Source organism: Pseudomonas sp. XS1P51, from assembly GCF_054897845.1.
The window spans coordinates 3,490,846-3,503,326 of the sequence record NZ_CM142707.1; the positions used below are offsets into that span (position 1 = coordinate 3,490,846).

The window sequence follows — 12,481 nt, forward strand, 5'->3', positions numbered from 1 at the left end:
CAGCCGAAATAAAAATAATCCATGGACGCAAACTCGTTAGAATCCGAAACACATTTGTGTTGGAAAAAGGACACTCCAGTGACAACCCGACTCGTGCCTTACGAAAGCCTGAACGCGCGCCAGCGCCGCCAGGTCGAGGCCATCGAAGTGCACAAGGAACAAATCAAATTCTCCGGCGACATCCACGGTGCGCTGCACACCCTGCTGTCCAAACCCGGCCCTGGCGTCAAAGGATTTGCCCTGCTGGCCGAGGATATTCCCGTCGCGTTCCTGCTGCTCAAGCGCCCACCGGTGCTGCCCGCCTGGGCCGACGAACACAGTGCCACCCTGCATGCGCTGCAAGTCGATCACCGGGCGCAGGGCAAAGGTTATGGCAAGGCCTGCCTGCAAGCCCTGCCCGAGGTGGCGCGCCAGGCCTGGCCGGAAATAAAAGGGCTGGAATTATCGGTGGATGCGGATAACGAGGCGGCCATCGCGCTCTATGCAAAATTTGGCTGGGTCGACAGCGGCGAAGCCTACAAGGGCCGGATCGGTTACGAACGGCGCATGGGTCTGATTTTCTGAGGTGGTTATGCTCGACAGCATCGAAGCACTGGAAGCGATCTACGGCCAACCCCACGACCGCGCCGTGCGCAAGCAAATCCCTTTTCTGAACGAGGACTATCAGGCGATGGTCCGCGCCTCGCCGCTGGTGATCATCAGTTCGGTCGGCCCCGACGGCATGGACGGCTCACCGCGAGGTGACACGCCGGGTTTCGTGCGGATCATCGATGAGCGCACGTTGGCGATCCCGGATCGACCGGGCAACAACCGCGTGGACACGCTGCGCAACGTCGTGCTCGATTCGCGGGTGTCTCTGCTGTTCATCATTCCGGGGATCGGCGAGACGTTACGGGTCAACGGCACCGCAAAGATCAGCGCCGAGCCTGCGTTGCTGGAGAGCTTTGCGGTCAACGGCAAGCCGGCGCGCACGGTGATGCTGGTGACGGTGCAAGCGGCATATTTCCACTGTTCGAAAGCGATTGTCCGTTCGGACCTGTGGAACCCCGAGAAGCATCTGGAACGCTCGGCGCTGCCGACGGCGGGCGCGTTTCACAAGCGCCTGAACGACGGGCAATTCGATGCCAAGACGTATGACCGGGAAGCGCCGGCCCGAGTGCGTGACAGTCTTTATTAAGGCGTTTGTGCCGTTGTCTGGAGGGGTACGGCGGACACTTACTCACAAGATAGACACAATATTCCTACAAAATACGTAGCTCGCTACCTGTCAACGTGGCGAGCTAGCGTATATAAAAGCACCCCATTACACCTTGGCGAGCGAAGAAAGGTCCTTCACCCGCTTCAAGTGTTGACACAAGCGGATCCAATTACGCATTTTGTTTCATTTACGCAGGCTGGGGCTCAAGCGCAGCATATCCAACCCTGTATCGACCCAGCGCTCGGCTTCGGTGTGCAGTTGAAAACTGTCGGGCGCCAACAGCCACTGATACAGGATGCCATCGATATAGGCATGCAGGCTGATCGCCGCGCGGGCCGTGTCGAGGGTTTCCGGCAATTGACCGCGATTCACCGCATTCGTAAGGGCCAGGGCGATTCGCACATTGCAATCGAGGCTGGCCACTCGGCGTTGCTGGCGCAGGTCGCACATTTCATCGGTGAATTCGCACTTATGAAACAGAATTTCATTGATGCGGCGGGTTTTCGGGTCCAGGGCAACTTGATGAAACAAATGAATCAGCAGCTTGCGCATGCAACCCAACGGGTCGAGTTCATCTTCGCTTTCACTGGCCTTGGCCATTTCATCCAGCGGCTCATGCAACGTATCGAGCATGGCCTGCACCAGATCCGCCTTGTTGCTGAAATGCCAGTAGATGGCCCCGCGAGTCACGCCGGCCAGGGTCGCGATGTCCGCCAGTGTCGTGCGCGCCACGCCCCTTTCATAAAAGGCTTTTTCTGCCGCTTCGAGTATCTGGCTACGGGTTTCTTGAGCTTCCTCTTTGGTACGACGGACCATGGCAGTACAACCTCAATCAGGATGCTTCAGCGATGTCTGAATATCAGCTGAATAAAAGTGGGGTGAGCGCTCTTGGGCGTTGTCCCCGGCTTACAATTCGAAACCTTTGATCGGCTTTTGTAACGGTGTGGGTGCGCAGCCAAGGTATTTACAAACAACCATGAACGTAAGTATATTCCTTAGCAAGCTACTTATCCACTCAGCGCACATTTTTTACCCTTCCACATTTCTTGTGCGCATTTTGCGCGCCTGACCCGAGGATTTTCATGCAATTCAAGCCAGCTGTTACCGCTCTGGTCACTGCCGTCGCCCTGGCATCGCTGCTCAGCGGATGTAAAAAGGAAGAAGCGGCACCTGTCGCACCACCTCCTCAGGTCGGCGTCGTAACCCTGCAACCACAAGCCTTCACCCTGACGTCCGACCTTCCGGGCCGTACCAGCGCGTACCGCATTGCCGAAGTTCGTCCGCAGGTCAACGGCATCATTCTCAAGCGTCTGTTCAAGGAAGGCGGCGACGTCAAGGCCGGCCAGCAGCTGTATCAGATCGATCCAGCGGTTTATGAAGCCACGCTGAAAAGCGCCGAAGCCAACCTGCAACAGACCAAATCAATCTCGGATCGCTACAAGCAACTGGTCAACGAACAGGCTGTGAGCCGCCAGGAATACGACACGGCCCTGGCCAACCGTCTGCAATCGGAAGCCGCCCTGCAAAGCGCCCAGATCAATGTGCGCTACACCAAGGTTTACGCCCCGCTCTCCGGCCGCATCGGCCGTTCCACCGTGACCGAAGGTGCCCTGGTCACCAGCGGCCAGGCCGACGCGATGGCGGTGATCCAGCAACTCGACCCGATCTACGTCGACGTCACCCAGTCTTCCGTGGAGCTGCTTGAGTTGCGCCGCGAACTGGAAAGCGGTCGCCTGCAAAAATCCGGCGACAACGCTGCCGCGGTCAAGTTGACCCTTGAAGATGGCAGCCAGTACAAGCTGGACGGCAAGCTTGAGTTCTCCGAAGTCACGGTCGACCAGACCACCGGCTCCGTCATTCTGCGCGCAGTATTCCCCAACCCTGATCACACGCTGCTGCCAGGCATGTTCGTTCACGCCCGGTTGCAGGCTGGCGTGAACGCTGCCGCGATCCTGGCGCCGCAACAAGGTGTGACCCGCGACCTTAAAGGCATGCCGACCGCACTGGTCGTCGGCCCGGACAACAAGGTCGAACTGCGTCAGCTCAAGGCCAGCCGCACTGTGGGCAGCCAATGGCTGATCGAAGACGGTCTGAAGGCAGGCGATCGACTGATCACCGAAGGACTGCAATTCGTCAAACCTGGCATCGAAGTCAAGGCCAGTGAAGCGACTAACGTTGGCGCAAAGAACCCGGCCCCCGCACAGGCAGCTGACAAGGCTTCCAGCGGCAAAGGGGAGTAAACCATGTCGAAATTTTTTATCGACCGTCCGATTTTCGCCTGGGTAATTGCCCTGGTGATCATGCTGGTCGGGGCACTATCGATCCTCAAACTCCCGATCAACCAATACCCGAGCATTGCGCCTCCGGCCATTGCGATCCAGGTGACTTACCCAGGCGCGTCCGCACAAACCGTGCAGGACACCGTGGTGCAGGTGATCGAGCAACAGCTCAACGGTATCGATAACCTGCGTTATGTATCGTCGGAAAGTAACTCCGACGGCAGCATGACCATCACCGCGACCTTCGAGCAGGGCACCAACTCCGATACCGCACAGGTCCAGGTCCAGAACAAACTGAACCTGGCCACCCCGCTGCTGCCGCAAGAAGTGCAGCAGCAAGGGATCCGCGTCACCAAGGCAGTGAAAAACTTCCTGATGGTGATCGGCGTGGTTTCGCAAGACGGCAGCATGAACCGCGACGACCTGGCCAACTACATCGTGTCCAACATGCAGGACCCGATCTCGCGGACGGCGGGCGTCGGTGACTTCCAGGTCTTCGGCGCCCAGTACGCCATGCGGATCTGGCTCGACCCGGCCAAGCTGAACAACTACAACCTGACCCCGGGGGACGTGAAAACCGCCATCGCCGCGCAGAACGTCCAGGTCTCATCCGGTCAGCTCGGCGGCCTGCCCGCCCTGCCAGGCCAGCAACTGAACGCGACGATCATCGGCAAGACCCGCCTGCAGACCGCCGAACAGTTCAAGGCCATCCTGCTCAAGGTCAACAAGGACGGTTCGCAAGTTCGTGTCGGCGACGTGGCCGATGTCGGCCTCGGTGGTGAAAACTACTCCATCAGCGCCCAGTTCAACGGCAAGCCGGCCTCCGGTCTGGCGGTCAAACTGGCCAACGGCGCCAACGCCCTCGACACCGCCAAGGCACTGCGCAAGACCATCAACGACCTGAAGCCGTTCTTCCCGCAAGGGATGGAAGTGGTATTCCCGTACGACACCACCCCGGTGGTGACCGAGTCGATCAAGGGTGTGGTTGAAACCCTGGTAGAAGCGATCGTGCTGGTGTTCCTGGTGATGTTCCTGTTCCTGCAAAACTTCCGCGCCACTGTCATCACCACGATGACAGTACCGGTGGTATTGCTGGGTACGTTCGGGATCCTTGCGGCGTTCGGTTTCAGCATCAACACCCTGACCATGTTCGGCATGGTGCTGGCCATCGGCTTGCTGGTGGACGATGCCATCGTCGTGGTGGAAAACGTCGAACGGGTCATGAGCGAAGAAGGCCTGTCACCCAAGGAGGCCACCAAGAAATCCATGGGGCAGATCCAGGGTGCACTGGTCGGTATTGCCCTGGTGCTGTCGGCGGTACTGCTGCCGATGGCGTTCTTCAGCGGTTCTACCGGTGTGATCTACAAGCAGTTCTCGATCACCATCGTTTCGGCCATGGCCCTGTCGGTACTGGTTGCACTGATCTTCACCCCGGCCCTCTGCGCCACCATGCTCAAGGCGATCCCGAAAGGCGAGCACGGCACGCCCAAACGCGGCTTCTTTGGATGGTTCAACCGCAGCTTCGACCGTGGCGTCAAAAGCTACGAGCGCGGTGTCGGCAACATGCTCGCGAACAAGGCACCGTACCTGCTGGCCTACGTGATCATCCTGGTCGGCATGGTCTGGCTGTTCACCCGTATCCCGACAGCGTTCCTGCCGGAAGAAGACCAGGGCGTGCTGTTCGCTCAAGTGCAGACACCGGCAGGCTCCAGCGCCCAACGCACGCAAGTGGTGGTCGACCAGATGCGGGCCTACTTGCTGGAGAAGGAATCCGGCGCAGTGGCCTCGGTCTTCACCGTGAACGGCTTCAACTTCGCCGGTCGCGGCCAAAGCTCCGGTCTGGCGTTCATCATGCTCAAACCCTGGGGTGAGCGTGACGCCAACAACAGCGTGTTCGCCCTCGCGGCGCGGGCCCAGCAGCACTTCTTTACCTTCCGTGACGCGATGGTGTTCGCCTTCGCACCGCCGGCGGTTCTGGAGTTGGGCAACGCCACCGGTTTCGACGTGTTCCTGCAAGACCGTGCCGGTATCGGTCACGACAAGTTGATGGCGGCGCGCAACCAGTTCCTCGGGATGGCAGCGCAAAGCAAAGTGCTTTATCAGGTGCGTCCGAACGGCCTGAACGACGAACCGCAGTATCAGTTGGAAATCGATGACGAGAAGGCCAGCGCCCTGGGCCTCACCTTGACGGACATCAACAACACCTTGTCGACTGCCCTGGGCAGTAGCTACGTCAACGACTTCATCGACCGCGGTCGGGTGAAGAAGGTTTACGTGCAAGGTCAGCCTGGCTCACGCATGAGTCCGGAAGACATCAAGAAGTGGTATGTGCGCAACGCCAGCGGAACCATGGTGCCCTTCTCGGCCTTCGCCAAGGGTGAGTGGATTTACGGTCCACCGAAGCTGTCGCGTTACAACGGCGTAGAAGCGATGGAAATCCTCGGTGCCCCGGCGCCGGGCTACTCCACCGGTGAAGCCATGGCCGAAGTCGAAGCCATCGCCCAGAAACTGCCGGCCGGTGTCGGTATTTCCTGGACCGGTCTGTCGTACGAGGAACGTCTGTCCGGCTCACAAGCACCAGCGTTGTACGCGTTGTCGCTGCTGATGGTGTTCCTGTGTCTGGCAGCGTTGTACGAAAGCTGGTCGATCCCGATCGCGGTCATGCTGGTGGTGCCGCTGGGGATCATCGGCGCCTTGATGGCGACCAGCCTGCGCGGCCTGTCCAACGACGTGTACTTCCAGGTGGGGTTGTTGACAACCATCGGTCTGGCGGCGAAAAACGCCATTCTGATCGTCGAATTCGCCAAGGAATTGCATGAGCAAGGGCGGAGTCTGCGCGATGCCGCGATCGAAGCCTGCCGGATGCGTTTGCGACCGATCATCATGACCTCGCTCGCGTTCGTCCTCGGTGTGGTACCACTGGCTATTTCCACGGGCGCAGGTTCGGGTAGCCAACATGCGATCGGTACCGGGGTGATTGGCGGTATGCTCACGGCCACGATTCTGGCGATCTTCTGGGTCCCACTGTTCTTCGTCACCGTGTCGTCCATGGGCCAGCGCAAAAACGCCAACCAGGATGACGCTATTGAACCTTCTAAAGAGGCTGGCCAATGAGCAAGTCGCTACTCTCCATCGCAGTCGCCGCCTTCGTGCTGAGCGGTTGCTCGCTGATACCCGATTATCAGCAGCCTGAAGCTCCGGTGGCGGGCCAATACCCGCAAGGTCCGGCCTATTCGCCGGCCCAGGCGCCCAACCAGGCCGCCGCCGAACAGGGCTGGAAGCAGTTTTTCCATGACCCGGCGCTGCAGCAACTGATCCAGGTCGCCCTGGAAAACAACCGTGACCTGCGTGTCGCGGCCCTGAACATCGATGCCTTCGCGGCGCAGTACCGCATCCAGCGTGCGGACCTGTTCCCGGCCGTTTCGGCCAATGGCACCGGCAGTCGTCAGCGGGTTCCTGCACGGGCCTCGCAGACCGGTGAAGCGGGCATCACCAGCTCCTACTCCGCCACGGTCGGCATCAGCGCGTATGAACTCGACCTGTTCGGTCGCGTTCGCAGCCTGAGCGAAGAAGCGCTGCAGCAATACTTCGCCACGGAAGAAGGACGCCGCAGCACGCAGATCAGTCTGGTGGCCAACGTGGCCAATGCCTACCTGACCTGGCAGGCTGACAAAGAGCTGCGCAAACTGACTCAGGACACCCTCGGTGCGTTCGAGGAGAGCTTGAAGCTCACCGCGCGCAGTAACGAAGTCGGTGTGGCTTCGGCCCTGGACCTGGCCCAGTCGCGCACCTCGGTGGAAAACGCCCGCGCGCAACTGGCCCGCTACACCCGCCAGGTCGCCCAGGATGAAAACAGCCTGGTGCTGCTGCTCGGCACTGGCATTCCGGCCAACCTGCAAACCGCCAAGCCGCTGGCCGACGACCTGCTGAGCGACGTGCCGCCCGGTCTGCCATCGGACTTGCTGCAACGTCGTCCGGACATCCTCCAGGCCGAATACAACCTGAAAGCGGCCAACGCCAACATTGGCGCGGCACGGGCAGCGTTCTTCCCGAGCATCAGCCTGACGGCCAACGCCGGCTCCCTGAGTCCAGACCTGTCCGGCCTGTTCAAAGGCGGTTCGGGCACCTGGTTGTTCCAGCCGCAGATCAACCTGCCGATCTTCAACGCCGGCAGCCTGCGCGCCAGCCTGGATTACTCGAAAATCCAGAAAGACATCGGCGTGGCGAACTACGAGAAGTCCATTCAAACGGCCTTCCAGGAAGTCGCCGACGGCCTGGCCGCCCGCCAGACCTACACCGAGCAGTTGCAGGCTCAGCGTGATTTCGTCACCGCCAACCAGGACTACTACCGTCTGGCCGAGCGTCGTTACCGCATTGGTGTCGACAGCAACCTGACCTTCCTCGATGCCCAGCGTCAGCTGTTCAGTGCCCAACAGGCGCTGATCACCGACCGTCTGGCGCAGCTGGTCAGCCAGGTCAATCTGTACAAGGCACTGGGTGGTGGCTGGAACGAGCAGACCGCGAAAGCCGAACCGCTGAAAGAAGAAGCGCCGAAGCTGAAGTTGTTCTGATCGAACGGTAAACACAAGGAGCCCACCTTTTGGTGGGCTTTTTGTTGTCTTTGAAAAAGCGAAGATCAAAAGATCGCAGCCTTCGGCAGCTCCTACAGGTGTACGCGATTCCATGTAGGAGCTGCCGAAGGCTGCGATCTTTTGATCTTTTGCTGTTCGATAACCGCCCAAAACCCGCTTTGCCCGATTGAACCACCCAATCCATTCCCCGCACCATTCGTCGCACAAAACCAATAACAACAGGTTCGACACCATGCCCCCGCGCCCTGCCCTGTCCGGCTGATCCCGTTCGTTTCGCCCCGATTCCGCATCTTTGTCTGCAACCCCAGGTTGCGGCATCGCCCCGTTTCATCCCCAAGAATTAGAGAGACCCGAACCCATGACGCCTTCCACCGCGCAGTATTTCTTCCCCAGTCTGATCGCCATCGCTTTGGCCGCTGCGGCCCTGCCCGCCGTGGCCGAGGAGGCGGGTTTTGTCGAAGGCGCCAAGGTCAACCTGAACCTGCGCAACTTCTACATCAACCGCAACTTCACCAACCCGACCAAGGCTCAGGGCAAGGCTGAAGAATGGACGCAAAACTTCATCCTCGACGCGAAGTCCGGGTTCACTCAGGGCACCGTCGGGTTCGGCCTGGATGTGTTGGGGCTGTACTCGGTGAAACTCGACGGCGGCAAAGGCACCGGCGGTACACAGTTGCTGCCGCTGGACCACGACGGTCGCCCGACGGACAACTTCGGTCGCACCAACGTCGCGCTCAAGGCCAGGTTGTCCCAGACCGAAGTGAAGGTTGGTGAATGGATGCCGGTGCTGCCGATCCTGCGTTCTGACGACGGTCGTTCGCTGCCGCAAACCTTTCGTGGCGGCCAGATCACCTCGAAAGAAATCGATGGCCTGACGCTCTACGGCGGCCAGTTCCGCGCCAACAGCCCGCGCGACGACAGCAGCATGAGCGACATGACGATGACCGGCAAAGCCGCGTTCACCTCCGACCGCTTCAACTTCCAGGGCGGTGAATATACCTTCAACGACAAGCGCACCCAGATCGGCCTGTGGAACGCTGAACTCAAGGACATCTACAGCCAGCAATACGTCAACCTGATCCACAGCCAGCCCATCGGCGACTGGACCCTGGGCGCCAACCTCGGCGTCTTCTACGGCAAGGATGACGGCAGCGCCCGGGCAGGCGAGCTGGACAACAAGACCTGGTCAGGCATGTTCTCCGCCAAGTACGGCGGCAACACCTTCTATGTCGGCCTGCAAAAACTCACGGGCGACAGCGCGTGGATGCGGGTCAACGGCACCAGCGGCGGCACCCTGGCCAACGACAGCTACAACGCCAGCTACGACAACGCCAGGGAAAAATCCTGGCAGGTGCGCCACGACTACAACTTCGTCGCCCTCGGCATCCCTGGCCTGACCCTGATGAACCGCTACATCAGCGGCGACAACGTGCACACCGGCACCATCACCGATGGCAAGGAATGGGGCCGCGAAAGCGAACTGGGCTACACCGTGCAGAGCGGCGCGCTCAAGGACCTCAACGTCAAATGGCGCAACTCGACCATCCGCCGGGACTTCAGCAACAACGAGTTCGACGAGAACCGGTTGATCGTCAGCTATCCGATCAGCCTGCTGTAAACACAGATCAAATGTGGGAGCGAGCCTGCTCGCGATGGCTTAGTCACAGGCAGCACATGTGTTGACTGTCAGACCGCCATCGCGAGCAGGCTCGCTCCCACTGGGGGATCTTCGGTGAACACAAAACCTGCGTTCACACCGGACAACGGTGGGAGCGAGCCTGCTCGCGATGGCGTCAGCTCAGACACCACAAATCACCAGGATCACTCCCGCGATTCAACCCCCAACTCATCCCAAACCGACTCCGCCAAGTGGAATGTGGCGTTGGCCGCCGGGATGCCGCAGTAGATCGCGCTCTGCATGATCACTTCCTTGATCTCGCCGCGGGTCACGCCGTTGTTGGCCGCGGCGCGCAGGTGCAGTTTGAGTTCTTCGTTGCGGTTCATGCCGATCAGCATGGCGAGGGTGATCAGGCTGCGGGTGTGGCGTGGCAGGCCCGGGCGGGTCCAGATGTCGCCCCAGGCGTGGCGGGTGATCATTTCCTGAAACTCCGAGTTGAACTCCGTCAGGGCGGTCAGGCTACGGTCGACGTGGGCGTCGCCGAGCACTGCACGGCGAACTTTCAGGCCCTCGTCGTAGCGTTGTTTTTCGTCCACAACAATCCCCTCAATGAGCCGACAAAAACGCCAGCACCCGCTCGCTGAATTCAGCGCCGGCCTGGACATTGGACAGGTGCGCGGCGTAGAACTCGGCGTACTCGGCGCCCTGCACGTGCTCCTGGATGAAGTGCCCGCCGGACGGCGGCGTGACCGCGTCTTCGGTGCCGGCGATGACCAGCAGCGGCACCTTGATCGTAGACAACTGATCACGGAAATCGGCGTCGCGCACGGCGGCGCAGTTGGCCGCGTAACCCTCAGGCGAAGTGGTCGCGAGCATGTCGGTGATCTTCTTCGCCGACGCCGGATTGGCTTCGGCGAAGTCCGGGGTGAACCAGCGTGCAATCGACGCATCGCGCAGGGCGACCATGGCCGGCGACCCATCGCGCAGCACGGTTTCGATCCGTGGGTTCCACACCGACGGATCGCCGATTTTCGCCGCGGTGTTGCACACCACCAGTGTGTGCAGACGCTGGCCGGCGTTGATCCCCAGCCACTGGCCAATCAGCCCGCCCATGGACAGACCGCAGAAATGCACCTTATCGATGTGCAACGCATCCAGCAGCGCCAACACGTCGTGGCCCAGTTGCTCAATGCTGTAAGGCCCCGGCGTCACCAAGGATTTACCGTGACCACGGGTGTCGAAACGCAACACGCGAAAATGCTCGGTGAACGCCGCTATCTGCGCGTCCCACATGTGCAGGTCGGTACCCAACGAGTTAGACAGCACCAGCACCGGCGCATCAGCCGGTCCATCGAGTTGGTAATTCAGTTCGCCCTCGGCGAGTTGTACGAAAGCCACAGCAGTCTCCTTCAGGCAGTCAACGCAGAATGTTCAGCCACCGCTCGCTCGACCCAGGTATGGGCCTGACCGAGGTAATGGGCGGGGTCCAGCAGATGATCGAGTTCAGCGGCCGAGAGTTCGGCGGTCACTTGCGGTTCGTCGCCGAGGACGGCGCGCAGATGACGGTGTTCCGCCACCGCACGTTTGCAGCAGTGCTCCAACAGATGATGCGCCGTGTCGCGCCCCACCCGTTGGGCGAGGACGATGCTCACCGCTTCGGCCAGCACCAGGCCCTGGGTCAGATCAAGGTTGCGGACCATGCGATCGGCATCCACTTCCAGTCCATCCGTCACCAACAGCGCTTGTTGCAAGGCGCCTGACACCAGGCAGCAAATCTCCGGCAGGGTTTCCCACTCGGCATGCCACAGGCCCAGGCTGCGCTCATGCTCCTGCGGCATGGCGCTGAACAGTGTCGACAACAAACCCGGCACCCGGGTCGCCGCCCCGATCAGCACTGCCGCACCCACCGGGTTGCGTTTGTGCGGCATGGTCGAGGAACCACCCTTGCCCGGCGCCGACGGTTCGAACACTTCGGCGGCTTCGGTCTGCATCAACAGGCTGATGTCGCGACCGAGTTTGCCGAGGCTGCCTGCGATCAATCCGAGTACCGCGCCAAACTCCACCAGACGATCCCGTTGGGTGTGCCAAGGTTGTTCGGGCAACGCGAGTTGCAGCTCCTGCGCCAGCGCTTGGGCAATCGGCATCGCCTGCTCGCCGAGGGCCGCGAGGGTCCCCGACGCACCGCCGAATTGCAGCACCAGCAGTCGCGGTTTGAGTTCGCGCAGACGTTGGCGGCTGCGGGTCACCGCGCCCAGCCAACCGGCGATTTTCATACCGAGGGTGACCGGCGTCGCGTGTTGCAACCAGGTCCGCCCGGCCAGCGGCGTGGCGACATAACGCAAGGCCTGAGTCGCGAGGGTTTCCCCCAGTTGTGCCAGGTCGCTTTCGATCAGCGCCAGTGCCCGCCGCAGTTGCAGCACCAGGCCGGTGTCCATCACGTCCTGACTGGTCGCACCCAAATGCACATAGCGTTCGGCTTCAGCATTGTTTGTTGCGATCTGCTTGCCCAGTGCCTTGACCAGCGGAATCGCCGAATTGCCTGCGGTAGCAATCGCCTCGCCTAACGCAGCGAAGTCGTAATGCCCGGCCCGGCAGGCCGTTTCGATAGACGCCACAGCGGTCTGTGGTATCAAGCCAACCCGCGCCTCGGCCCGGGCCAGTGCCGCTTCGAAATCGAGCATGGCCTGAACCCGGCCCTGATCGCAGAACACTTCACGCATGTCGCGAGCAGTGAAATAAGCATCGAACAATTGATTGCCCGGTCGCTGGTTCATAAACAATCCCTTGGAGGCGT

General features: G+C 60.7%; 10 protein-coding genes. 6 read left to right on the plus strand and 4 right to left on the minus strand.

The window, feature by feature from the left end; all coding sequences use genetic code 11:
- Positions 1 to 78: 78 nt before the first annotated feature.
- Both ACYZUD_RS16190 and ACYZUD_RS16195 read left to right on the plus strand, forming a co-directional pair.
- Positions 79 to 564, plus strand: a complete 486-nt coding sequence (locus ACYZUD_RS16190; protein WP_462024888.1) for a GNAT family N-acetyltransferase — start codon at positions 79 to 81, stop codon at positions 562 to 564.
- 7 nt (positions 565 to 571) lie between these two features.
- Positions 572 to 1,177 carry a pyridoxamine 5'-phosphate oxidase family protein gene (locus ACYZUD_RS16195; RefSeq protein WP_462024889.1) on the plus strand — a complete coding sequence of 202 codons (606 nt, stop codon included), beginning with the start codon at positions 572 to 574 and terminating at the stop codon, positions 1,175 to 1,177.
- Positions 1,178 to 1,381: 204 nt separating this feature from the next.
- On the opposite strand, the gene emhR is transcribed toward ACYZUD_RS16195, so the two are convergent.
- Positions 1,382 to 2,014: an efflux system transcriptional repressor EmhR gene (gene emhR / locus ACYZUD_RS16200; protein WP_462024890.1), complete on the minus strand. Its 633-nt coding sequence runs from the start codon at positions 2,012 to 2,014 to the stop codon at positions 1,382 to 1,384.
- A 266-nt stretch (positions 2,015 to 2,280) separates the two neighbouring features.
- Between emhR and emhA the strand changes: the two genes are divergently transcribed.
- From emhA to ACYZUD_RS16220, 4 genes are all read left to right on the plus strand, one after another.
- Positions 2,281 to 3,438, plus strand: a complete 1,158-nt coding sequence (gene emhA / locus ACYZUD_RS16205; protein WP_462024891.1) for an efflux RND transporter periplasmic adaptor subunit EmhA — start codon at positions 2,281 to 2,283, stop codon at positions 3,436 to 3,438.
- Positions 3,439 to 3,441: 3 nt separating this feature from the next.
- Positions 3,442 to 6,591 (plus strand): efflux RND transporter permease subunit EmhB, encoded by a 3,150-nt coding sequence (gene emhB / locus ACYZUD_RS16210; protein WP_462024892.1) that lies wholly within the window; start codon positions 3,442 to 3,444, stop codon positions 6,589 to 6,591.
- Complete coding sequence (gene emhC, locus ACYZUD_RS16215) at positions 6,588 to 8,048, plus strand: efflux RND transporter outer membrane subunit EmhC (protein ID WP_462024893.1); 1,461 nt, start codon at positions 6,588 to 6,590, stop codon at positions 8,046 to 8,048. The genes emhB and emhC overlap by 4 nt, the downstream gene beginning before the upstream one ends.
- Positions 8,049 to 8,427: 379 nt before the next feature.
- A complete protein-coding gene (locus tag ACYZUD_RS16220) occupies positions 8,428 to 9,687 on the plus strand; it encodes an OprD family porin (RefSeq protein ID WP_462024894.1) in 1,260 nt (419 codons plus the stop codon).
- 203 nt (positions 9,688 to 9,890) lie between these two features.
- Here ACYZUD_RS16220 and pcaC read toward each other — a convergent pair whose 3' ends face one another.
- From pcaC to ACYZUD_RS16235, 3 genes are read right to left on the minus strand one after another with little or no spacing between them, the layout of a single operon-like run.
- Entirely contained in the window at positions 9,891 to 10,283 is a 393-nt protein-coding gene (gene pcaC / locus ACYZUD_RS16225) for a 4-carboxymuconolactone decarboxylase (RefSeq protein ID WP_462024895.1), read from the minus strand.
- Positions 10,284 to 10,293: 10 nt separating this feature from the next.
- Positions 10,294 to 11,085 (minus strand): 3-oxoadipate enol-lactonase, encoded by a 792-nt coding sequence (gene pcaD / locus ACYZUD_RS16230; RefSeq protein ID WP_462024896.1) that lies wholly within the window; start codon positions 11,083 to 11,085, stop codon positions 10,294 to 10,296.
- Between the two features lie 11 nt (positions 11,086 to 11,096).
- Entirely contained in the window at positions 11,097 to 12,461 is a 1,365-nt protein-coding gene (locus ACYZUD_RS16235; protein ID WP_462024897.1) for a 3-carboxy-cis,cis-muconate cycloisomerase, read from the minus strand.
- Between the last annotated feature and the right edge of the window lie 20 nt (positions 12,462 to 12,481).